Origin of the sequence: Mesorhizobium sp. WSM1497 (genome assembly GCF_001672455.2) — a bacterium.
GTDB classification, from domain to species: Bacteria; Pseudomonadota; Alphaproteobacteria; order Rhizobiales; family Rhizobiaceae; genus Mesorhizobium; species Mesorhizobium ciceri.
On record NZ_CP021070.1, the window covers coordinates 5353279 to 5376647 of the forward strand.

The 23369-nt window shown below is 62.5% G+C and carries 22 protein-coding genes; 7 read left to right on the forward strand and 15 right to left on the reverse strand.

The window, feature by feature from the left end:
- Positions 1 to 69: 69 nt before the first annotated feature.
- From A9K65_RS26370 to A9K65_RS26380, 3 genes are all read left to right on the forward strand, one after another.
- On the forward strand, positions 70 to 447 hold the full coding sequence (locus A9K65_RS26370) for a TIGR02301 family protein (protein ID WP_063171776.1): 378 nt from the start codon (positions 70 to 72) through the stop codon (positions 445 to 447).
- A 456-nt stretch (positions 448 to 903) separates the two neighbouring features.
- Entirely contained in the window at positions 904 to 1161 is a 258-nt protein-coding gene (locus A9K65_RS26375; protein ID WP_008874920.1) for a hypothetical protein, read from the forward strand.
- Between the two features lie 70 nt (positions 1162 to 1231).
- Positions 1232 to 2017 (forward strand): hypothetical protein, encoded by a 786-nt coding sequence (locus A9K65_RS26380; protein ID WP_064993123.1) that lies wholly within the window; start codon positions 1232 to 1234, stop codon positions 2015 to 2017.
- A 33-nt stretch (positions 2018 to 2050) separates the two neighbouring features.
- Here the strand turns inward: A9K65_RS26380 and A9K65_RS26385 are convergent, their stop codons facing one another.
- Positions 2051 to 3382 (reverse strand): dihydroorotase, encoded by a 1332-nt coding sequence (locus tag A9K65_RS26385; RefSeq protein WP_063167701.1) that lies wholly within the window; start codon positions 3380 to 3382, stop codon positions 2051 to 2053.
- Between the two features lie 75 nt (positions 3383 to 3457).
- Between A9K65_RS26385 and A9K65_RS26390 the strand changes: the two genes are divergently transcribed.
- From A9K65_RS26390 to A9K65_RS26405, 3 genes are all read left to right on the forward strand, one after another.
- Positions 3458 to 4318 (forward strand): folate-binding protein YgfZ, encoded by an 861-nt coding sequence (locus A9K65_RS26390; RefSeq protein WP_064993122.1) that lies wholly within the window; start codon positions 3458 to 3460, stop codon positions 4316 to 4318.
- The gene (locus A9K65_RS26395) at positions 4318 to 4953 is read left to right on the forward strand and encodes an HD family hydrolase (RefSeq protein ID WP_064993121.1); all 636 of its coding nucleotides are present in this window, start codon (positions 4318 to 4320) and stop codon (positions 4951 to 4953) included. Before A9K65_RS26390 ends, A9K65_RS26395 begins: the two co-directional genes overlap by 1 nt.
- A gap of 165 nt (positions 4954 to 5118) precedes the next feature.
- Complete coding sequence (locus A9K65_RS26405; RefSeq protein ID WP_064993120.1) at positions 5119 to 7260, forward strand: EAL domain-containing protein; 2142 nt, start codon at positions 5119 to 5121, stop codon at positions 7258 to 7260.
- Positions 7261 to 7271: 11 nt separating this feature from the next.
- Here A9K65_RS26405 and A9K65_RS26410 read toward each other — a convergent pair whose 3' ends face one another.
- On the reverse strand, positions 7272 to 8162 hold the full coding sequence (locus A9K65_RS26410; protein ID WP_027162671.1) for a fatty acid desaturase family protein: 891 nt from the start codon (positions 8160 to 8162) through the stop codon (positions 7272 to 7274).
- Between the two features lie 112 nt (positions 8163 to 8274).
- On the opposite strand from A9K65_RS26410, the gene A9K65_RS26415 reads away from it, so the two are divergent.
- Positions 8275 to 9186 carry a LysR substrate-binding domain-containing protein gene (locus A9K65_RS26415; protein ID WP_064993160.1) on the forward strand — a complete coding sequence of 304 codons (912 nt, stop codon included), beginning with the start codon at positions 8275 to 8277 and terminating at the stop codon, positions 9184 to 9186.
- Positions 9187 to 9204: 18 nt separating this feature from the next.
- Here A9K65_RS26415 and A9K65_RS26420 read toward each other — a convergent pair whose 3' ends face one another.
- The 13 genes from A9K65_RS26420 to lepB all read right to left on the reverse strand — a co-directional run bounded on the left by A9K65_RS26420 (position 9205) and on the right by lepB (position 23300).
- Positions 9205 to 9465 (reverse strand): DUF3303 family protein, encoded by a 261-nt coding sequence (locus tag A9K65_RS26420; protein ID WP_244514281.1) that lies wholly within the window; start codon positions 9463 to 9465, stop codon positions 9205 to 9207.
- 31 nt (positions 9466 to 9496) lie between these two features.
- Entirely contained in the window at positions 9497 to 10960 is a 1464-nt protein-coding gene (locus tag A9K65_RS26425; RefSeq protein ID WP_064993119.1) for a RimK family protein, read from the reverse strand.
- Positions 10957 to 12063, reverse strand: coding sequence for a peptidase C39 family protein (locus A9K65_RS26430; RefSeq protein WP_013532575.1), 1107 nt, complete (start codon positions 12061 to 12063; stop codon positions 10957 to 10959). The genes A9K65_RS26425 and A9K65_RS26430 overlap by 4 nt, the downstream gene beginning before the upstream one ends.
- Before the next feature lie 310 nt (positions 12064 to 12373).
- Entirely contained in the window at positions 12374 to 13162 is a 789-nt protein-coding gene (locus A9K65_RS26435) for an anti-sigma factor (RefSeq protein ID WP_013532576.1), read from the reverse strand.
- On the reverse strand, positions 13159 to 13677 hold the full coding sequence (locus tag A9K65_RS26440) for an RNA polymerase sigma factor (RefSeq protein WP_013532577.1): 519 nt from the start codon (positions 13675 to 13677) through the stop codon (positions 13159 to 13161). The genes A9K65_RS26435 and A9K65_RS26440 overlap by 4 nt, the downstream gene beginning before the upstream one ends.
- Before the next feature lie 174 nt (positions 13678 to 13851).
- Positions 13852 to 16602, reverse strand: coding sequence for a DUF2339 domain-containing protein (locus A9K65_RS26445; protein WP_013532578.1), 2751 nt, complete (start codon positions 16600 to 16602; stop codon positions 13852 to 13854).
- Between the two features lie 83 nt (positions 16603 to 16685).
- Positions 16686 to 17204, reverse strand: a complete 519-nt coding sequence (locus tag A9K65_RS26450) for a PaaI family thioesterase (protein ID WP_013532579.1) — start codon at positions 17202 to 17204, stop codon at positions 16686 to 16688.
- Positions 17201 to 17977, reverse strand: coding sequence for a DNA repair protein RecO (gene recO / locus A9K65_RS26455; protein ID WP_063171766.1), 777 nt, complete (start codon positions 17975 to 17977; stop codon positions 17201 to 17203). Before recO ends, A9K65_RS26450 begins: the two co-directional genes overlap by 4 nt.
- Before the next feature lie 132 nt (positions 17978 to 18109).
- Complete coding sequence (locus A9K65_RS26460; protein WP_013532581.1) at positions 18110 to 19255, reverse strand: porin; 1146 nt, start codon at positions 19253 to 19255, stop codon at positions 18110 to 18112.
- A 694-nt stretch (positions 19256 to 19949) separates the two neighbouring features.
- Positions 19950 to 20867 carry an aminoglycoside phosphotransferase family protein gene (locus tag A9K65_RS26465; protein ID WP_013532582.1) on the reverse strand — a complete coding sequence of 306 codons (918 nt, stop codon included), beginning with the start codon at positions 20865 to 20867 and terminating at the stop codon, positions 19950 to 19952.
- A 5-nt stretch (positions 20868 to 20872) separates the two neighbouring features.
- Positions 20873 to 21799, reverse strand: a complete 927-nt coding sequence (era, locus tag A9K65_RS26470; RefSeq protein WP_013532583.1) for a GTPase Era — start codon at positions 21797 to 21799, stop codon at positions 20873 to 20875.
- Positions 21796 to 22551: a ribonuclease III gene (gene rnc / locus A9K65_RS26475; protein WP_013532584.1), complete on the reverse strand. Its 756-nt coding sequence runs from the start codon at positions 22549 to 22551 to the stop codon at positions 21796 to 21798. The genes era and rnc overlap by 4 nt, the downstream gene beginning before the upstream one ends.
- The gene (lepB, locus tag A9K65_RS26480; protein ID WP_013532585.1) at positions 22551 to 23300 is read right to left on the reverse strand and encodes a signal peptidase I; all 750 of its coding nucleotides are present in this window, start codon (positions 23298 to 23300) and stop codon (positions 22551 to 22553) included. Before lepB ends, rnc begins: the two co-directional genes overlap by 1 nt.
- Between the last annotated feature and the right edge of the window lie 69 nt (positions 23301 to 23369).

The following is a 23369-nucleotide window of genomic DNA, read 5'->3' on the forward strand; positions in this document are numbered from 1 at the left end:
GGCGACAAATTGTTTCGCCACAAAGACTTATGCTGTTTAGCAGAGCCACGCAGCTGGTAGAGAAGGCTTATGAATCGTCCATCCATGCTCGTCGCCCTGTGTCTTGCGGTCGGCGCGACCGTTTCGATACGGCCCGCGCTCAGCGCCGAGTCGCCGTTCGAGCCCGGGTTGATGCGGCTGGCGGAGGTTCTGGGCTCGCTGCATTTCCTGCGCAATCTGTGCGGCGAGAAGGGCGACCAGTGGCGTGTCGAGATGACAAAACTGCTCGATTCGGAAAATCCGGACGCCGAGCGGCGCGCCCGCTTCATTGCCAGCTTCAATCGCGGCTACCGCTCCTTCGGCGGCACCTATACGAGGTGCACGCCCTCGGCGACCGAAGCCATCAGCCGCTACATGAAGGAAGGCGAGACGCTGTCTCGCGATATCGCCTCGCGTTACGGCAACTAATGCATGTCGCCCAAAAGTGGCTGCGGTTTTGGGAGAACGACACATAAAAACGAAAACCTAAAGCGCCTCGCCTGAATCCGTTCAAACGCGGCGCGCTTTAGGCACTCGCTCATCGACAACTATCCGAACCATTGCTGGGTACAGCCGATATATCGGCTTGTGCCAGGCGATATCTTGGTGCAATCCTCATGTTGCGCTTCTGCAACAGTATTAACGAAACCTTACCGCGCGAAAGCGGAATTAACTCAAACTGAAGGTTTTCGCCCCGCAGGCCGCCCCAATCGGCTAAGTTTGACTCGAACTGAACGCAGCTTCGCACAAGGCAATCGGGCTTTGTAAAAGACGATCAGAAAAATGTCGTATTTACAAATACTTAATTGTCCCTGCGTGTGAAATGAACAGATCAGGCCTGATCCACATCAATGGATCGCAGCTTGAAAGGGTGGACATTCGCTTATGGAACATGGTGTCAACGACATCGACGCGCTGGTCAGGGAAGAAAAACGCTTGACCGCCGTGGAAAGCCACAGCGAGGCCTGGGCGGAAGGTCTCTCCGCCGGGATAGAGCCCGAGATCATTGCCGAAGCAGCGCTCGAAACAGCCTTCGGCGAGATGTTGCGTGCCAATGGCGAGACCTCGGCCCTTGCCCTGCTCGACCGTATGCGTGAAAAGGTGATTGCTGGCGCCTTCGAACCTGAACGGCTGCGGCACTGAACCGACGTCCGGTTCTTTGACGGCAATATGCCGCTCGGGCGTCATGCCCGTAAGCAGGGAGAAACGGGCAGTGAGTTTTTCGATGTCAGGCAAGCCGCGTGGCTTGGTCCTTCGCATCTCTTTCGCCGCTTGCTGTGCCGCGATTCCCCTGGTTGTGTGTCTCGCGAGCAGCCCCGCCTATGCGCTGAGCGAAATCAAGCGCGAAGAGCTCCCCCCGACGGTCACGCCGCCGGCCGACGACATGTCGCCCCCCGGAAGCACCGTGCCAATGCCCAACCCGGTCGGGACGCCGCCGCCGTCTAGCCAGCCGACTGCTCCTGCCGAATCCGAGCCGGACAGTCCGGCGGATGGCGGCGTGACCAGGCCACGCGTCGATCCGGACACGCCGGTGCCCGAGGTCATCTACGATCTCGGCAAGCTGCCGGAACCAGTGCGGCGCATGCATGATTTGATCGTCGAAGCCTGCAAGGGCGGCGATATCGAAAAGTTGCGGCCGTTGATCGGCACGGGCGACAACACAACGCAATTGTCCCTAACCGACATTGATGGCGATGCCGTCGCTTTCCTCAAGGGCCTCTCGGGCGACCCGGACGGCCAGGAAATCCTGGCCATCCTGGAGGAGGTGCTTGATGCCGGCTACGTCCACCTCGATGCCGGCACGCCACAAGAGCTCTACGTGTGGCCGTATTTCTTCGCCCTACCGCTGGACAAGCTGGACGCCAAGCAGCGGGTCGAACTGTTCAAGATCGTCACCGCTGGCGATTTCGACGACATGAAGCAGTTCGGCGCCTATATTTTCTATCGCGTCGGTATCACCCCTAGCGGACAATGGTCGTTCTTCGTCGCCGGGGATTGAGAGCGGCTCTTCCCACCCACGGGGGTAGGGAGCCTAGCGGGGCAATGCCTCAGAAAACTCCACCGCCCTACCCTGGCTTGGCGTGGCGATCTCGCCTTCCCACATCACGCGGCGGCCGCGAATGACGGTGCCGACCGGCCAGCCGACCACTTCTCTCCCGTCATAAGGCGTCCAGCCGGCTTTCGAGCCGGCCTGCGCATTGGTGATGGTCTGGCGCCGCTTCATATCGACGATGGTGAAGTCGGCCTCGTAGCCGGCAGCGATGCGGCCCTTTCTCGCCATGCCGAAGATCCGCTGCGGGCCGTGGCTAGACAGGTCGACAAAGCGCTGCAAGGTCAGCCGGCCGGCATTGACGTGGTCGAGCATGATCGGCACCAGCGTCTGCACGCCGGTCATCCCCGACGGTGAGGCCGGATAGGGCTTTGCCTTCTCGGCCAGCGTGTGCGGCGCGTGGTCGGAGCCGAGCACATCGACGATGCCTTGCGCAATGCCATGCCAGACGCCATCGCGATGGCGCGCGGCACGCACCGGCGGGTTCATCTGGATCAGCGTGCCAAGCCTGAGATAGTCGTCGGCGCTCAGCGTCAAATGATGTGGCGTCGCCTCGCAGGTCGCGACATCCTTGTGTTGTTCGAGGAACACAATCTCCTCGGCGGTCGAGATGTGTAGAACATGGATGCGGGCACGGGCGTTTCGCGCAATGCGTACCAGCCGTTCGGTACAGCGCAAGGCGGCGATCTCGTCGCGCCAGACAGGGTGCGATGCCGGGTCGCCTTCGATGCGTTCGCCAAGGCGCTCGCGCAGCCGGAATTCGTCTTCCGAATGAAAGGCGGCGCGCCGGCGCGTGTTTCTCAGGATCGACGCCACGCCCTCGTCATCCTCGACCAGCAGGTCGCCAGTGGACGAGCCCATGAAAACCTTGATCCCGGCCGCACCCGGCAGCCGCTCAAGCTCGCCGACATCCCCGGCATTCTCGCGGGTGCCGCCGACCCAGAAGGCGAAATCGCAATGCATGCGCCCCGTGCCGCGCCGGACCTTGTCGGCAAGCGCTGCCTCGCTGGTGGTCAGCGGATTGGTGTTGGGCATCTCGAACACGGCGGTGACGCCGCCAAGCACGGCAGCGCGCGAACCCGTTTCCAAATCTTCCTTGTGCTCCAGTCCCGGCTCGCGAAAATGCACCTGGCTGTCGACGACACCCGGCAGGATATGCAGGCCGCGGCAGTCGATCGTCTCGCCGGCCGAGGCCTGGCGGAGATCGCCGATGGCAGCGATGCGCCCGTCCTTCACGCCGATGTCGCGAGCCCCTTCGCCGTCATGGTTGACCACTGTGCCGCCTGTCAGGATGAGGTCGTAGATCATGGCCATGCTCTCTTGCGGGGGGAGTGCCAGCGGCTTACGTAAAGGCCGACCATTTTGCAAGATCAGGTTGCTTTTCCGCCCATGCCCTGTGCCCAGCTCAAAGACCGCGCCCTCATTTCCGTATCAGGTCCGGATGCCGAGCATTTTTTGCAGAACATCCTGACCACCGATCTCGACATCCTGGCTCCCGGCGAAGCCAAACCCGGTGCGCTGCTGACGCCGCAAGGCAAGATCCTGTTCGATTTCCTGATCTCCCGCACCGGCGAGAATGCATTCCGGCTCGAATGCCGTGCCGACATATCGGACGATTTCGTACGCCGGCTGACGCTCTACAAACTGCGCGCCAAGGTCGAGATTGCCAAATCCGATCAGGCGTTTGTCACCGTCGCGTGGGGACATGAATCAACACCCTCACAATCTGATTCAACGGCGGCCGCCGACACACGCTTTCCGAAGGGTGCCGTCACGCGTTCCTATGGCGAAACGGATGAGCCCGGCGATCTTGCCGCGTGGCAAGCCTTCCGCATTGTCGGCGGCATTGCCGAAAGCGGCAGCGACTACCAACTCGGAGACGCCTTCCCCCACGATGTGCTGCTGGACGAAACCGGCGGCATCGGCTTCAAGAAGGGCTGCTATGTCGGCCAGGAGGTCGTCTCGCGCATGCAGCATCGCGGCACGGCCAGGCGGCGCGTGCTGATTGCATCGGCCGACAGGCCCCTGCCCGCGCCCGGCACCGAGCTGACCGTCGCAGGCAGGCCGGTTGGCACGCTCGGCTCGACCGTAGACACGACCGGTCTGGCCATTGTGCGCATCGACCGGGTCAAGGCGGCGCTCGATGCCGGCCAGCCGATCATGGCCGGGGACGTTCCGGTAACGCCGGCCATTCCCGGTTGGGCAAAATTCGCCTTCCCGCAGGGAGCCGTCAGCGCGGAGGAGGCCTGATGGCGGCCGACCGCATCGGCGCGCCGGCACGCGCCTGGCAGCGCATGCTGTCGGGCCGCCGGCTCGATTTGCTCGACCCCTCGCCGCTCGACATCGAGATTTCGGACATTGCGCACGGGCTCGCCCGCGTTGCCCGCTGGAACGGCCAGACCAGCGGCGAGCATGCGTTTTCGGTGGCCCAGCACTCGCTGCTGGTCGAAGCGCTGTTCTGCGACCTGGTGCCCGAGGCTTCGGCCGACGCCCGGCTGGCGGCCCTGCTGCACGACGCCCCCGAATATGTCATCGGCGACATGATCTCGCCGTTCAAATCGGTGATGGGCGGCAGCTACAAGGATTGTGAGTTACGGCTGCAGCGCGCCATCCATCTGCGCTTCTCGCTGCCTCCGGAACCAAGTGCTGCGCTGCGCAAGGAGATCAAGCGCGCCGACCAGATCGCCGCCTATTTCGAGGCAACGCTGCTCGCCGGCTTTTCGACCGCCGAGGCGACCGAGTTCTTCGGCCGTCCGCGCGGCTTCAATGCCGACCGCTTCGATTTCACGCCACGTTCGGTGACCTGGGCGCAGAACGCGTTTCTGAAACGGTTTTCGGCGATCGAGACGTCGCGGCATCAGGTTTCGGCGACCGCAATCGGCTAAAGCGCGTCGCGCTGAAACGGATTCACGCGACGCGCTTTAGGTCTTTGTCTTTATGCATGTCATTCCCCCAAAACCGAGGTCACTTTTGGGCGACATGCATTAAAACGCTAAATTAACCAGCGGCGACCACAGTAGCTTGTTCGATCACGGTCCGCAGGCGCGCTCATGCCCGTCGCTGATGCCAAGGATGGTTCGGCCGTCCCGAAACGGGAGGCCGAAGGCATGGACCGCTCCCGCCACATGGAAGACGAACTGCGGGAGCAGAACCAACGCTTTTCGGCTGCGGTCGAGAACATGTCGCACGGCCTGTGCATGTTCGACGCCGACGAGCGGATGATCATCTGCAACGGCAACTACCTACACATCTTTTGCCTCGACGCCAGGGTGATAAGGCCCGGCATCCGGTTCCTCGACATTCTGCGCCACAGCGTCGATATCGGCGTCGCCTCGCAAACCGCCGACGAACTCTACGCCATCCGCAAGCCCTATATCGATCAGGCGAAGCCCTCGACCTACGAAGAAACACTGTCGGACGGCCGCATCGTCAGCATCTCGCACCGCCCTCTGGCTCTGGGCGGCTGGGTTTCGATCTATGAAGACATCACCGAGCAGCGCCGCGCGCAAGAGGATCTCAAGGAGCAGCACCGCCGCTTCGACGCAGCGCTCGCCAACATGTCGCAAGGCTTGCTGATGTATGACGCCGACGGCAAGATGATCGTGCGCAACCGGCGTTTTCTGGAGCTCTGCAAGGTCACCCCGGCGGACTTTCCGCTTGGAACGACGCACCGCGACGCGCTCGAACGGTTGCTGGAACTCGGCATCTATACGAAGATCGATGTCGACAGCGAAGTCGCCAAGACCGAAGCCTGTCTGGCGGCGGCAAAAATGCATTCGGCCTATCGGCATCTTACCGACGGCAGGACGGTTTTGGTCACACGTCGGCCGATGGATGGCGGCGGCTGGGTGGTGACCTTCGACGACGTCACCGAACGTCGCCGCACCGAAGAGCGCATGACCCATCTTGCGCATCACGACACGCTGACGGGATTGCCCAACCGCTCGATGTTTCGCGAACGGCTCGACCTTGCGCTGGAGGACACGGCGGCCACGCCGCTGGCGATCTTCTCGCTCGATCTCGATCGCTTCAAGGCAGTCAACGACACCTGGGGACATCCGGCCGGCGACTGGCTGCTGAAGAGCGTGGCCGAGCGGCTGCAGCGCTGCCTGCATAATGAAAACGACGTCGTTGCCCGCTTCGGCGGCGACGAATTCGTCATCATCCAGTTCAATTTCAAGGGCATTGCCAATGCTGAAAAACTCGCGAAGCGCATCGTCGAGACAATCGGAAAACCGTTCCGCGACAAGAGCCGCGAGATGCATATCGGCATCAGCCTGGGCATCGCGGTTTTCCCCAACGACGGCGGAGACGCCGACACGCTGCTGAGGAACGCGGATACAGCGCTTTACCGGGCGAAGAGCGAAGGCCGCAATCTGTATCGGTTCTTCGAACCCGGAATGGACGCAATGGTACAGGCACGGCGTGCGCTGGAGGTCGACCTCGGGACCGCACTGTCGCGCCAGGAATTCGACCTCGATTTCCAACCCATCATGAACATCGCCTCCGGCGAGATCGTCGGCGCGGAAGCCTTGATGCGCTGGCATTCCCCAGAACGTGGCATGGTGGCGCCGGACAGCTTCATTCCGGTCGCCGAAGAAACCGGATTGATCGTGCCGCTTGGAGAATGGGCGCTGAGGAAAGCCTGCACGGCGGCGGCACGCTGGCCCGCCGGCCTGCGCGTCGCGGTCAATGTCTCGGCCGTGCAACTTAAAAGCGGCAGCTTCGCCCGCAGCGTCATCTCGGCGCTGGCTTTCTCCGGCGTGCCAGCCGGTCGGTTGGAACTGGAGATCACCGAAACCGTGCTGATGGACGAAAGCGAGGTGGTGCTAAGGACGCTGCGGCAGTTGCGCGAACTCGGCATCCGCATCGCGCTGGACGATTTCGGCACCGGCTATTCGTCGCTCGGCTACCTCAGGCGTTTTCCTGTCGACAAGATCAAGATCGACCGTTCGTTCATCCACGACCTCGGCAATCGCGACACCGCGGCGATCGTTCGCACCGTCATCGGGCTGGGTGCCGAGCTTGGCATCACTGTCACCGCCGAGGGGGTCGAGACCGAGGTGCAACTCGACATCCTGCGCAGCAATGGCTGCACCGAGGCGCAGGGCTTTCTGATCGGCGCGCCGTCAAAGGCGGCCGAGATCCAGCGCCTGTTGAGATCCCGGGGGCCGCACAGCCAGACCGGCTAGGCCGGCCATCGTCAATGCAGCGTCTCGATGTACTTTTCGTGGAAGCTGACATAGCCGGGCTCGACCACCTTGAGATGCCGCTCGATCAGCGCATGAAACCGCGGCAGTTGATGAAACGGCACGCCGGGATAGGCATGATGCTCGGCATGGAACGGCATGTTCCACGCCAGCTTGCGGACCAGCCAGTTGGTCAATGTGGTCCTGGTGTTCTCCAGCATGTTGGCGACGAACGGACAACGACCGTGCTCGGCCAAGAGATAGAGGCGCAGAAACGGCTGCCCCAACAGAGCGGGCAAAATCCAGACATAGACAAGCACCGAGAGCCGGAAATAGACGGCCAGCAGAAGGAGCACGGCATAAAAGGCAATCATGGCGCGTGCCTCGATGCGCACCTTGTCATAGCCCTTTGGCGGAACGTAGCTTTCGCGACCACGATCCGCGGCGTTGGCATAAAGCGTCTTGATGTGGCCCCACCATAACGGGATGCCGGATATGTGGACGAGGTATTGCCGCCATGTCTCCGGCTTGGGAAACGCCAGTTCCGGGTCATTGTCGGGATCTTGCGTGTATCGATGGTGGGCAAAGTGGAAGTAGCGGAACCAGTCCGCCGGCAGCGCGATCGCCAGGCTGCACACCCGCGCCACGACATCGTTCAGCCGCTGCGCCTCAAAGGCCGTGCGATGAACCGTCTCGTGCAGCAGCGTGAACAGAAACACGATGAGGAGACCTTGCGGCAGCATCAGCAGCGGCCAGAACGGCACTTTGGCGGCGATCAGCGATCCGAGGATCACGATCGCACCCCAATGAGCGGCAAGCTGAACGAGGCCCGCGGCATCAGACTTGGCGGTCAGCCGGTTGCGCTCCTCCTGCGTCAAGGATGAAATTACGTCGCGATGATCCACGGGCTTCGATCCAGGCTGGGATTTGATAGAATCCACTGTAGCGCATGAAAAACCTTTCCAAAAATGACGATTTCTGCGATTTAGATAAGCTGAACTTATCTATTCGGTGATCATGGCCGTACTTCCCTCTCTCAAAGGACTTCAGGCTTTCGAGGCTGCGGCCCGTACAGGCAGCTTTGCGGGGGCGGCGGAAGAGCTTTCTGTATCCGCCGCCGCCGTCAGCCAGCTCATCCGCACCGTCGAGGAGCAGATGGACCGCAAGCTGTTCCATCGCGTCAACCGGCGCGCCGTCCTCACCGAGGCCGGCGTCGAGATGCTGCCCAGGCTGACCATGGCCTTCCAGGAGATCGGCAGCGTCGCGCGCCAGTTGGGCGGCGATGCGTTCCGCCCGCGCCTCGTAGTGTCGGTGCCGCCATCCATGGCCATGGGTTGGCTTTCGCAGCGCCTCACTGGTTTTGTCTCAAGCCATGGCGCCGTCGACATATCGCTCAGAGGCGAGGATGACCCGGTGCCGTTCGACCGTGAGTTGATCGACATCAGGCTCACTTATGGGCCGCATTATCGCGAGCACCCGACCGAGGACATCGTCCAGGACGCAGTCTATCCCGTGTGTGCACCCGGGCTGGCCGACACGATCAAACCCGAAGGCCTCGCCAGCCTGCCGCTTATCCATACCGGCTGGGGACCGACTGGTGCGTCCTTTCCGTCCTGGCACAACTGGTTCGAGGCGGCCGGCATCGAACCCGGCCGGGCAGCGCAGCGCGGCCTCTCGGCCAACTCGTCGCGCGCGGCACTCGACCTTGCCATTTCGGGATTGGGCGTGGCGCTGGCGCAAGGGATCTACTGTGCCGAGGCGCTGGAGGACGGCCGACTTGTCAGGCCCCTCGCCCAAATGGTCGAGCTGCGCCAGCCCTATTGCCTGACGATCCCGGAGCGCAGCGCCAGGCGCGATGTCGTGGACGCGTTTCGCCAGTGGCTGATCGACGAGTGCCGGCGCGCAGTCGGCTCGCCGGCACTGCGTTGACGCGACACGCGGCAATGGTCAGAGGTGCCCGCTCAATGCCTCAGCCATGTCCTTGTTTGTCGCCACGGGGATGATCTCGAATTCCACCAGATCCGCCCATTCGATGACCCAACGCTGCAGCAGCGTGACGTCATCGGCCTCCACCAGCAGGAAGCAGCGGCTCATGTCCGCCGCGATCCAGCTGTGGTGCACGAGCAGCTCGTCCGGTTTCAGGCGGCCGCGGTCGCGAAAGCGGCGATAGATCTCCTTGCGATCACAGCCGGTGAAATCCTCGATCACGATAAACTGCATGTTCTACCCCCCGATCAAATTACCGCCCCGGCCGGTCCAACCGCTCTAGGAACCACTGCGTCAGCCGCACCCAGACCTCGTCCTTCTCACCGGAATCCTCCCAGCCATGGTCGAGGTTGGGATTGTCATTCACCTCGATGACGAAGACGCCGTCCTTGGTCTCCTTGAGGTCGACGCCATAGAGCCCGTCGCCGATGCAGCGCGCCGCCTTCACTGCCGTCTCGACGACATGCGCCGGCGTTTCCTTCAGCGTGAAGGTCTTGATGCCGCCCTGGTCGGGCTTGCCGTTGGCCTTGTGGTTGACGATCTGCCAGTGCTTCTTGGCCATCAGATAGTGCACGGCAAACAGCGGCTGGCCGCCGAGCACGCCGACACGCCAATCATATTCGGTCGGAATGAATTTCTGCGCGATCAGAAGGTCGGAATCCTCCAGCCATTCGGTGGCGAGCGTCTTCAGTTCCTCGAAGTTGGCGCATTTCTTGACGCCGCGCGAGAACGACGAATCCGGGATCTTCAGCACCAGCGGAAAGCCCAGCGTCTGCGCCGCCAGTTCGAGATCCGAGGTGCCGGCGATCATCACCGTCGGCGGCACCGGCACCTTGTTGTAGGCCATCAGCTCGTTGAGATAGACCTTGTTGGTGCAGCGGATCATCGACAGTGGATCGTCGATCACCGGCATGCCTTCCTGCTGGGCGCGGCGGGCGAAACGATAGGTGTGGTTGGAGATCGAGGTGGTCTCGCGGATGAACAGCGCGTCGTAATTGGCGAGCTTGGCCAGGTCCCGCTTGGTGATCGGCTCGATTTCGACGCCCATCTTCTCGGCGATCTTGGCCCAATAGCGCAGCGACGAGATCTCCGAGGGCGGCAATTCCTCATGCGGGTCGACCAGCGTGGCGAAGGTGTAGCGCGCCGGCGTACGGCCCTTGGTGTCGCGCCACTCCCGGTTGGTGTAGGTTTCCAGGCACTGGATGAAGTTTTTTTCCTCGTCCTCGGTCATCCGCGCCAATGGATGAAAGCCGATCTTGCGGATCGAGGCCCATTCGGCGCTGTCCTTGATGTGGACTTCGAGCGCCGGTGCGCGGAACCAATCGAACAACAGCTTGGCGAAACGGTCCCAGATTTTCGACGGCCCGATGCCGAAGAAGATGCAGACCTTTTGCGGAAAGGCGCCACCAAGATCCTTGCGGCATTTGTTGAGCGCCAGTTCCAGTTCCGGCAGCGCGTGCTCATAGAGCTTGCGTTCCGACAGGTCGATCATCGTCTCGACGGTCGGGATCACCTTGTGGCCGCGCGAGCTTGCCAGCAGCGATGCATAGTAGCCGCGGCTCTGGTAGGCGTAATTGTTCGACAGGTTGATGACCTTCGGCCGCTGGCCGCGAAACAATGACGGATGCGCGAGATAGTCGCGATTGGTGATGATCTTGTGCGGTGTCGCCACCTGGTCGAGATCGCTCTGCCTGCCGGTAAGGATGACCCAGGTCATTGTCTGTCACGCTTTCCCAGAGTGATGGCGGCACGCAGTCCATCGCGACCGAACTGCGCCATGTTCATGAAGATGCCGTAAGGCACGGGAATGTTGGCTGCATCAAGGATGGTCTCCTGCCTTTCATCCTCGACCCAAGGGTCGTGGATCAGGATATGGTCGCCGTCATCGCCGATCGCCAGCACCCAGTGCGGCACCTTCTTGCCGAACATCAGGAAGCCGCTGATCAGCACCAGCACCAGCTTTCCCCCAGCGATCGCAGCGCGGATATCGTCGATTGTGAATGCACGGTAATTCACCGGGATGCCGTAAAGTTCCGCGCGTCGGCGAAAGTCGACCTGGGCCAGTTCCATTACCCTGCGCTTGTCCTCGCTGCGCACCGATTGCAGGAACAGCGCGCCATAGAAGGAGACGTAGATCTCCACCGCGAGCCCGCTCTCGTAGCCCGAGACAGCGAGGCCGAACGGCTCGCAACCGCCGGGACCCGACATCATGAAGACGGTCGTCGCTTCACGCCACAGGCGGATTTCCATGACCGGATCCGGCACGAAGCCGCGATCGAAATTGGCCATCGCCATCATCAGGCAGCACGGACCGCAGGTGAATTCGCAGGTCTGCGGGTAGAACGGCACCTTGGTGGCGATCGGAATGTCGCCACGCAAGGTTTTTTCGTAGCGAAGTGCCGTTTCGCCATCCTCATAGTAGCCGGGCTCACGCCCGATCTTGCGATAACCGGCCCGTTCGTAGATGCGGATCGCGCGGCTGTTGTCTTCGCGAACTTCGAGACGCAGCATCATGCGGTCGTGCTCGAAGGCGGCATCTTCGGCGGATCCGAGCAGGATGCGGCCGACACCCAGCCCGCCGAAAAACGGACTGGTCGCAATCGAGTAGAGGCGCGCCACGCCGCTGCCTTTGCGAAACAGCACGATCGCATAACCGGCCACGCGGCCGTCGACTTCGGCGACCAGCGTCTCGGCGGTTTCACGCTCGATGAACAGTCGGAAGGAGCGGCGGGAAATACGGTCGCTTGAGAAAACAGCTTTCTCGATGGCGGCGAGATCATCGACGTCAGACGCGCGGGCCGTGCGGATCTCGGCAGGCATGCGGCTTCAGAAAACCTCGATTGGTGGTGGAAATGGCCCTACTCGAACACGTCCTTGACGCCAACCAGGGCGTTGGGAAAACCGGCGTCCACCTGGGCGCACGAAGTCCGCTCCACCACCTTGAATCTTCGCCTCGTTTTTCCAAAAACCGTTTCCGATTTTCGGGGCGATGCGACGGCATTCATCAAGCGCTATCGCACCTCGATTAGGGCCGAATTGTGACAAATCCGACGCCGATCCGACGGGCGCAAAAGGTCCTTCGGCCAGATCGGCATTCGCGGATCGACGGCACCGGCAAAAGCGGTGCCGTTCAGCTTGCCAGCCCGTTTACAAGTTGCGTGTAGGCGTTCCTGGCGACCTCGTTCAGCCGCTCGCGCGGCAAGGAGCCGACGACGGCGCAGCCATAGCCCTTGTCCAGCCAGTAGACGGCCTCGGGTCCGTCTTGCGTGGCGGCGTAGGTGCCCTTGGCATTCTCCGTCGATGCCGTGGTGACGAACAGCGATATACGCTGCCCATTGCCGTCCTCGTAAAGCAGCATGGCGGCCTTGCTCTCGCCTGCCGGAAGCAACCGGCCGCCGACCAACTGGAAACCGTTCGCGGTCAAGTCGGGTGCCACCAGCTTCAACCCTACCCGGTTGGACAGCCAGGTCTGCAGATGGTCCTTGTCGCTGGCCGGAACCTCGACGGCATGCCGCTTTTCGGCGGCATAGATGACATGGGCCGCGATTGCCTGCTCGGCCAGCCGATCTTCCGCCGGGTCCTCCTGGCCGATGCCGTCGACGCCGGCAAGGTAGCCACCAAGCCCGCCGGCGGCGACCAGCAACACGGCAGCGGCAAGCCACCAGCGCGAGCGTGGCACAGCTGCCTTGACCGGCGCCTCGCCAAGCACGACCTTGCGCAACCGCGCAGGCACGGCTTCGTCCAGCACCCCGGCGAAGGCGGCACGCAGCGCCGCCCGGTCGGCGGTGAAACGGGCGCTCCTGGCTTTCATCTCGGGATTGGCGTCGAGCCAGGCGTCGTAAGCGGCGCGCTCGTCTGCAGGCAGCTCGCCATCGAGCGCCATGTGGATGTCCCGTTCGGAAAAGTCGCGGCGGATCATTTCTCGACGATCCTTATCGCGCGGCGACGCGCCGTATCGTCCAGCAAACCACGCAATTCCTCACGCCCGCGCGCAATGCGCGACATCAGCGTGCCAGCGGGGACGCCCAGAATGTTGGCGGCTTCGGCATAGGAAAAACCTTCGATGGCAACCATGACAAGAGCTGCGCGTCGATCGGGGCTGATCGCCTGCAACGCGTCGATGATCTCGCGCGAGGCGATACTCTCCACCTGCTCTGCCGGCTGGGCAACGGCCTCGCCCGCCTCCAGCGGCAACATCGCCGCCTCGCCGCGGCGGTTCACCTTGCGCATCTGGTCGATGAACAAATGATGCATGATCGTAAACAGCCACCTCCGGGGGCTTTCTCCTGTCTGCCAGTTGTCGAGCCGCACAAGCGCCCGCTCGAGGCAATCCTGGACAAGGTCGTCGGCAGCGTCGCGGTCGCGCAAAAGCGAGCGTGCGTAACGGCGCAGGCGCGGTATTTCGCCAAGGATTGCTGCCTTCTTTTCGTCCATGACCGCTGGTTTCGAGGTCGCCCTTGTTGATCTGGATTGAACGCGCCTTCCGGGCGCGGCGCAAGCGGCCAGCGCGAAGCGGTCTCCCGCCCCGGTCACCCAAGCAATGAGATAACGCTGGCGAGTGCCGATTTATTCCCGGTCGGGGTGAAATCTTATTGTTCTTGCTTGCCTTTATCCGTTTTCCCTCGCCGCCCGTGTCAAAAGCCGCTGATAGAACAGGCCGATACCGATCAGAACCGCGCCGAGGCCGATGAAGGATAGCGCCCGGAGTACGCCTTCCAACTCCGACATGTCGAATATGAAGACCTTCAGCACGGCGATCGCGATCAGCGCGGCCGAAGCGATGCGCAGCACCTGCGATTTCAGCCAGACGCCAGCTGAGAGCAGCGCAACGCCAATCACCAGCCAGAGCGCCGAATAGGTGTAGGTTTCCAACTGGCCGAGGCCGCTCCACAGGCCGATGAATTCGCCCTTGAACAGGCGCCTCACCGACAGCGTGGCATAGGCGAAGGCAAGCGCGGCAGACACCACGGCCAGCATCTGCGCATACCATTTTGGCCGCTTGTCCCTGGCGTAGAGCGCCAGTCCCCCGGCGGCGACCGCCGGCAGGAGATAGGCGAGGAACAACAGGTTGAACACCGGGATACGGCCGGTCGATTCGTCGGTAAGCAAAGGATTCAGCACCACGAAATGCCTGACAACGATGAAAGCGACCGAGGCCACACCGGCGGCCATCGAACCATAGCGCAGCACCGAGCTTGGCGAGCGCATGTCGATGGCGACCAGGATGGCGCCGGCGCCGATGGCGATCAGGGTGTAGATCGACTGTTCGGCGAGCGTCATGGCACCCGTGTCGATGACGCCGCCATGCATGGCGTGGCGCACCAGCATGGCGAGCGTGAGCAGCGCAAACAGCGCCGCCGCCGCTTCCATGGCAAGGCGCGGTCGGCCGTTGGTGGTGCGCGCTAGCTGCCACGCGGCGAAGCCGAAGGCCAGTGCGGGCACGCCGTAGCCCGGCAGCAGCCAGTTGAACACCGGCGTCGTCGACAGGAAGCCGGCGCCGACAATGGTCGGGTCGAAGGCGACACGGCCAAGCACCGCGATCACCGCGCCGACCGAAATCCAGCCGAGCACCGGATAGGAGCGCCAGCGCGTGGCCAGCGCCGGCACGATGGCCGCCGCACCGAGCAGGATGGTGGTCCAGCCGGAATCGAAAGCCATATGCATGAGCAGGAGCCCGGCGATGGCCGCGCCGCCCAGGGCAAACGAGACCGCGACACCGCCCTTGAGCGGCGGCTCCTCGGCCCGCGCGATCCACTCGCCGCCGGCGGCGAAAATGACGACCAACAGTGCCGCTGCGGCGGCGTAGACAGGGTCACGGTCGAGATTGCCGAAAGTGAACCAGAGCGCCAGCAGGACGACCAGCGGGACGATGACGCCCCACGCCGCCCATGAGGCCGCACGTATCTGTGTCCCAGCGGCGAACCGGCGCGCGGCCCAGAAGCCGGCGCCGATGAAGACCAGGCCGAGTGCGATGCCGATGCGCAAGGTCAGCGCGTTGGACGTGGCCACCGGCAGTCCGTCGACGCCCAGGGCGCCGCCCGAAAAATCGGAAGCGATCGAGGTTGGCGGGATAATGCCGAGATAGATCAGCACCGTGACCAGTCCCGCGGCATAGAGGAGCGGCAGCGCCAGCGGACGATAAAGCGTGACCGCCACCATCGCGGCGATCACCACCGCGCCCGGCAAGGCATAGCCGGCGGCAGCAAAGGCCGGGTCTACCGACAGGCCCAGTGCCGAGAATGCGACGAACAGGCCAGGCACGATGGACGGCCAGTCGAAAGCCCTGTCTGGCGTGGTTTCGTCGCCACGGCGAGCGAGCCAGACAAGGGCGAGCACGGCCAGCGTGACGGCGTCGATGAGCAGGATCGCAGAGAGGTTCGCCCCCGGCGCATCGGTCATATAGAGAATGGTCCAGACACCGGTGCCGAAAAAGGCAGCCGCCATCAGCAACTTCCAGTCGCGCATGCGGGCGATGACGCCGGTGGCGGCAAGCACGATGGCGAGATAGCCGAACAGCGCCCAGGGATTGGGTGCCTGCGAGGCGACGAGCACCGGCGTCACCATGGCGCCGACAAGGCCGACGCCGGCCAGCGCCTGGCCGTGGACGAGCGCAGCGGCAATGGTTGCCACACCGATGGCCCCAAGCAGCGTGAAGGCGAGCGCCGGCCCGATGAAACCGTAAATGCCATGCGCGGCGTAGACGGTGCCGAACAGGATGAAGGCACCGGCCGCTGTCAAGATCGCCGGAATATAGGCGCCCGCGGCGCCTTGTACGGGCATCTTGAAGCCGGTGCGGCGGACGAACTCGCCGCCCACGACCAGCACAAGGCCGAGCGCGCCGGCCATGGTCAGCCGTACGCCGGGGCCGAAAATGCCGGCTTCGATGGTGTAGCGGATCAGGAACAGACCGCCCAGCGCCAGGGCGATGCCGCCGACCCAGACCGCCCAGCGGGTGCCGAGCGCGGTTTCGACATCGGATTGGCGGGCGGCTTTCGTCGCTCCGGGAAGCTCCGCGGGTTCCACCGCCTTCGGCGCCGGTTCTGGAGCGGTCCACGGCCCGGACACGATCTCGCCGGTCGAGTCTTCCGTTTCCGTGGCTGGCGCCGGTGCGGCGACCGGCTCGCTTGTCGCTGGAGAGGGAATGTCGGCCGCTGCCGCAACGGCTGGAATCACATCGGCGGGCACGTTGTCGGCCACCGTCTGTTCGGACGGCTTGGCCGCAGGCGGCACGGCTCCCGAGAGCACAAGGCTGCGCAGCGCGCCAAGCTCGCGCTCGACAAGGCCGATGCGGCTCTGCTGGCGCGAAATGATGACGAACAAGGCGATGATGGCGACAAGGCCGATCAGGCTCTCAAACATGGCGGTTCCCCCAAACCAGGCCAGTTTTCACTGACGTTTCGTCTCACTGACATGCAAATGCGGCGGCCAAACGGCCAGAAAACTCAGCGCGCCGCCAGATTGGCGGCCGGAAAGATCGAGCATGTTTCGGTGCCGAAAGCCAGCAGCTTGCCGCCGCCATCCTTCAGCGTCGCTTCCGACACCGCCAACGTGCGGCCCTTGTGAACAACCCTGCCCTCGCAGACCACTTCGCCGGTCTTCGGTGTGATGGGACGCGTCAAATTCACCTTGAACTCCGCCGTCGTATAGGCCTCGCCCTTTTCGAGCAGCGTCTGCACGGCACAGGCCAGTGCCGAATCGAGCAGCGTCGCCGCCCAGCCGCCATGCACGCTGCCCAGCGGGTTGAGATGGCGCTCGCTCGGCATGCCACGAAAGACAGCGCGCCCTTCCGAGACTTCGGTGAGAGTGAAATTCAGCTGGAAGGAAATCGGCGGCGCCGGATACTTGCCGTCGACGATGCGCTGCAGCAATTCCAAACCGGTGTATTTCAGGATGTCGGCGTGCGGAATGGTGCCGAGGCCGAGCGGTGAGACCCGGCCAGGATAAAGTTCGACTTCGCTCATGTGAGGATTTCTCTGGCTGCGTCCTCGCCAGCTATGGCCTTGCCGCGCGCGTGATGTTTGCGCAAGGCGGCGAGGAAGCCGGTACGAGCGTCCGGCGGCTCGATGCCGCGCGGCTCATAGACGTGCCGGGTGAAAAAGAAGCCGGTGAGCCGGAAGGCGTCCTCGACATCAGCCGCATCGGCGCGCAGGCCGGAGCCGCGCTGCAGGAAAGCCGGCAGAGCCAGCATCTTGTCGCGCCATGGCAAACCGGCTTCGCGCGATACCGCGCGTCCCGACTTCGGCGAGACATAGGCCAGGTCCTGTCGCGTGCCGGTGGCGGCACATCGACTGAGATCGAGGCCGAAGCCGAGTTCGTCCAGCACCAGAAGCTCGAAGCGCGCCACCAGTTCTCCGGCAACGTCGGCGTCGTCGAGATGGACGATCATCACGGCAAGCGTTTCGTAGAGACCTTCATGCGCGTCGCGCTCGGGCAGCAGGCGCAGATGCGCGGCCATGGTCTGCAAGCCGTAGACGGCGACGGCGCTGTCCATCAACCGGGCAGCATTCATCTCGATCGCTTCGGCCTGGAACGTGCCGAGATGTTCATCAAGGCGCGCACGCCACAACAGGTCGACGCGATTGCCGGGCTGGAGGACGGGCTGCTGTTTGCGCGAACGGCCGCCGCGAACAAGGCCGAGATGACGGCCATGCGCTCGCGTCAGCACCTCGAGAATGGCGCTGGTTTCGCCATGCTTGCGGGTGCCGAGAATGATTCCCTCGTCGCGCCATTCCATTTCAGGAGCTTTTCACCGATCGGGTGGCGAAATCAAGGTATGGGCTTGGCTCCTGGGTAACTCTCACACCAATGCATAAAAAACCGCCCGCAGCGATGTGCTGCGGGCGGGCTGGTGAGGTCAGTCGATCTGCTAGAAATTGCGCTGGAAGCGGACGATGCCGCCGACGCTGCTCTTCTTGTCGGCCTTGGTCCAGTTGTTGAAGTCGAAGTCGTCGAATTTTCCTGCATTGAGGTAATCGACTTCAGTCGTGACCGTAAAGCCGGGCACAATGGTATAGGCAACGTTGGCAGCGACGCCGAGGTTCTTCCAGTCGTCATAGGAAATCTGGGCGTTGAACGAGGTCTTCTCGTTGAACTTGTAGGTGCCGCCACCCCAGACTGCCCAGTTACCGCCCCACGGCTTGTATTGGGTACGGCCTGTGCCGAAGTCGTTGATGTTGTCGTTGGTGCCGTAGCCGCCCATGACGAACAGCGTCAGTTCCTTGCTGACGTTGACGTCCAAACGGACCTTGCCGGCCACTTCCTCATAGTTGCTGTCATAGGCCACGACGCCAGTGATCGCACCCCAGTCGCCCTTGTACTTCAAGCCGCCGACGACATGCGGAACATAGCTGTCGATGGTGTTGACGGCGGTGCCTTCCTCAAGCGAGACCACGCCCGTGAAGCCGCTGCCAGCGTCGAAGTAATAGCTGATGAGATTGGTATCCTTGACACCATACGGGATGAGCGTGTCCTGGATGACATTGCCGGCATAACCGATGAACTGGTCGTATACCGTTTCATCCTTACCGACGCGCAGGCCACCGAGCTGGATCCAGGCGAAATTGAGGGTGGTGGTCTTGTTGCCGGCCTGCCAGCCGTTGTTGGCCGGGGTCTGGTCGGTATAGTCGCCGGAGGAGTTGCCGAACTGGAAGCGAGTTTCGGTGAAGGTTTTCAGCGTGCCGAGCTCGGTTTCCTGGCCGGTATAAGTCCTCAGCGTGAAACGCATGTTCTTATACCAGGTGTCGTTCGTTCCGCCGTCCATGTGATCGGGAACGTTGTTGGCGCCATCGAGCGAGCCGGAATCGCCGACGCCCATGTCGTAGCGGAGATAGCCGCCGATGCGCAGGCAGGTCTCGGTGCCCGGAATATAGAAGTAGCCGGCGCCGTAGACGTCGCAAATCTTGACGTATTCGGCCGGTTCCGGTTCGGCGACGACGACAGCGTCGGCGGCGCGTGCGCCGCTGACCGCGATCAGGGCCGCGGCTGAGCCGAGAAGGAGGCTCTTGATGTTCATTTTCTGACCTCTCCAGTCATAGTTTTAAATGGCTTCGGATTTGTGGCTGGCGGCAATGTTTTCCCGCCTCACCCCCACAACGAAAAAGGCTCACACCGCTCGCCCTTTTCAGCGGCGAACATACCCATCGATCATCTGCCTTCAATGACGATTTCCGAAATAATGCCAATTCCGCGAACAGATTAATGCTGTGTTGCACAAATAACACTTGCCGCGATGGCGAATGGCACAAGTGGCACAACGTCACATATTGAATATATATACGGATACTTTCGCGACTAAATATAACTACGACGTTTTATATTTCTAAAAGACCGGACAATGTGGAATATCTACCTGGTTTTCGCCGACATCGACCTGAATCTTGCCGACCCCTCTATCGCCAGGTGACGCCCATTCGCCAATCCCACTCTGATGCCGAGGCGAAAAGCGGGATGACGCTTCCAAGCCTGTCTGCTTCTTCCAAGACGATCGAAACCCTGGAGCGCTGTGGTGTCCCCGATTGTGACAGCAGCCAAACGTTCAAAACGATTCCTCCGTGACGCCTCTCAGTCGACCTTGGCGACACGGGCGACGTGGTCGTCCGCCTCGATCAGGCGGATCGGCACTCCCGGGAAGCATGGCGTCGGTCGGAATGTCCCTGGTCGCGCCATGCGACGGCGGATGTTTGGCGACGGGACTGGGTTTTGGTTGGCTAGAGTGGCTTATCGTTCGGCGCTTCACGCTCGCGCGCGCGGTCGGCAAGGACTTCATCGATTACGTGACAGGATTTCTCAACCTCAACAGGGTTGGCGTCGATCTGTCCAGCGACCGTGATCAGCGCCTTCCAAAGCGTCCAGCCACGACCGCGCGCCCACATCGCCTCGTCGGCCGGAAGGCCGGCACGAAACGCCTCCCGGTTTTTGCCTTCAAACAGCGTCCACGCAATCGCCAGATCGCAGGCGGGATCGCCGACGCCGGAGGTTCCGAAGTCGATCACCGCGCTCAATCGGCCTTGCCTGACCAACAGGTTTCCCCAGCTGACGTCACCGTGGAACCAGACCGGCGCACCGTGCCATTGTGCGGCAAGTGCTGCCTCCCACACCGCACTGGCTGCGGCCGTGTCGATCTTGCCGTCGAGGGCGGCAATCGCTTGCCGGGCCTCGCCATCGTAGACGCTGAGTGCTCCGCCGCGAAAGAAATTGTGCTGTCCCGGCGCCGGTCCACCGGTGGCATCGATACGCTGAAGGGCGACCAGGAACGCGGCCAGGTCGGTCGCAAATTGCGGCAGGGTGGCAATCCGCTCGCGCTCTGCCGTCTCGCCTTCGATCCAGCGGTAGACGGACCAGTGCCAGGGATAGCTTTCGGCCGGAACTCCCATCGCCAGCGGCACCGGGATCGGCAGCGGCAGCAGAGGTGCGAGCCTCGGCAGCCAGCGATGCTCCTTTTCCACCTGCAGGGAATAGGCCGCGGCGCTTGGCAGTCGCACGGTCATCTCGCCGCCCAGATGAAAGGTCCTGTTGTCCCATCCGCCTGATGCAACCGGCCTGACCGGAAGATCCTTCCACTTGGGAAATTGCGTGGCGATCAATCGGCTGACAAGCGTTATGTCGATGTTCGGCTTGCTGACCATCGAGCCTAGCGCGGAAACTCGAGCCCCATTTCGCGGTAGCGCTCGGGGTCGTCGCCCCAGTTCTCGCGCACCTTGACGAACAGGAACAGGTGCACCTTCTGTTCGAGGATGCCTGCTATCTCCATGCGCGCCGCCTGGCCGATGGCGCGGATGGTCTCGCCCTTGTGGCCGAGAACGATCTTCTTCTGGCTGTCGCGCTCGACATAGATGGTCTGGTCGATGCGCACCGAGCCGTCCGGCTTCTCTTCCCATTTCTCGGTCTCGATATGCGAGGAATAGGGCAATTCCTGATGCAGCCTGAGATAAAGCTTCTCGCGCGTGATCTCGGCCGCGAGCTGGCGCATCGGCAGGTCCGAGATCTGGTCTTCCGGATAGTACCGGGGACCGACCGGCAGAGACTCGGCCAGATAATCGAGCACGTCCTTGCAGCCGGAACCGGTCAGCGCCGACACCATGAAGGTGCGCTTGAACGGCACCCTTTCGTTCGCTGCCGCCGACAGAGCCAGCAGCGCTTCGTGCTTGACGCGGTCGACCTTGTTGAGGATCAGCACCATCGGCTGGCGCACATCCTTCAGCCGTTCGAGGATGGCGTCGGCGTCGCCCCTGATGCCGCGCTCGGCGTCGATCAGAAGCAGTACGATATCGGCGTCCTTGGCGCCGCCCCAGGCGGTGGTCACCATCGCCGTGTCGAGCCTCCGCTTCGGCTTGAAGATGCCGGGCGTATCGACGAAAACGATTTGCGCATTGTCATGCGTGGCGATGCCGCGCACGATGGCGCGGGTCGTCTGCACCTTGTGGGTGACGATCGACACCTTGGCGCCGACCAATTGGTTGACCAAGGTCGACTTGCCCGCATTGGGCGCGCCGATCAGCGCGACAAAGCCGGAATGCGTGGCGGCGGCTGTGGTCGCCGGCTCTTCGGTAGCGGTCATGCCGCGCTCCCTTCACTGGAGGGCCGCGAGCCCCCCGATTTTTGGGCCGATGCGGCGGCCCAGACGCCTTCGCGCACAAGAAATGCCGAAGCCGCCGCTTCTTCGGCCGCCCTGCGCGAGCCGCCGGTGCCGCTTATCGGCGCAAAGCCGCGGACCTGCAAGGATACAGTGAAGACCGGCTGATGGTCGGGTCCCTCGCGCTTGTCGATCACATATTCGGGTCTGATATCGCTGGTCTTGGCAATCCATTCCTGCAGATCGGATTTCGGATTGAGCGGCTTTGCGATCACCGTATGCGAGCGCGGTTCCCAGTAGCGCAGGACGAACCGCCGCGCGGCCTCGATGCCACCGTCGACGTAAACCGCCGCAATCAGCGCTTCGACCGCATCCGCCAGATAGTTTCCGCCCGAGCCCCGCGACCGCATCTTCAAGGCAGAATCGGCGCGGACCAGATCCTCCAGCTGCATTTCGATGCCGATTTCGGAGCAGGTCCGCGCATCGACCAGCGCATTGAAGCGCGGCGCGATTTCACCTTCCGGCGCATCGGGAAATTTTTCGAAAAGCATATCGGCGACGACAAGCCCGAGCACGCGGTCGCCAAGAAATTCAAGACGCTGGTTGTTGGTGGCCGCCTTGACCGCACTGGAATGCGTCAAGGCGGTCTCGAGCAAACGGATATCCTTGAAGACGTAACCGGTCTTGGCCTTCACCAAACCGGCCAGTGTTTCGCCTGTCGGGCGCTTCAAAGCCATCAATTGACGAAGTGGAACAGGCGCGAAGCGCGCATCAGCGACGGCCATTTCCAGATTTCGAGAGGGCTCGCCTTGCCGGCGATCGAGAAGAAGACAAGATTGGCGCGGCCAACCAGATTTTCCGCGGGAACGTAGCCGACAGTGAAACGGCTGTCGGCGGAATTGTCCCGGTTGTCGCCCATCATGAAATAGTGGCCGGGCGGCACGTCGAATTCGCGGGTGTTGTCGCCGATCGAGTTCGAATTCAGGTCAAGCGTGTCGTAGCTGACGCCGTTGGGCAGGGTTTCGCGATAGACATCGATCGGGCGCGATTCCTCGGTGATGTCGGGATTGTCGATCTGGCCTGTTTTCACGCGCGGCACGCCGACGCCGTTGATGAACAGCTGGCCGTCCTTGACTTGGATCTTGTCACCCGGCAGGCCGACAACGCGCTTGATGTAGTCGACGGACGGATCAGGCGGGAACTTGAAAACCGCCACGTCGCCGCGCTTCGGCTCGGAGCCCCAGATGCGGCCTGAAAAAATATCGGGTCCGAAAGGCAGCGAATAGCGCGAATAGCCATAGGACCATTTGGTGACGAACAGATAGTCGCCTTCCAAAAGCGTCGGCCGCATCGATCCCGACGGGATCGAAAAAGGCTGGAACAGCAGCGTGCGGATGACCAGGGCGAGCAAAAGCGCCTGGACGATGACGCTGACGGTCTCGCCAAGCCCGCCGGATTTCTTCTCGGATTTTTCAGCCACGCTCATGTCGTCCTCGATTGTGCGTTGGATGGTATAGAGTCTCGGCGCGCGCTGGGCAACGTCAATGCCGGTCGT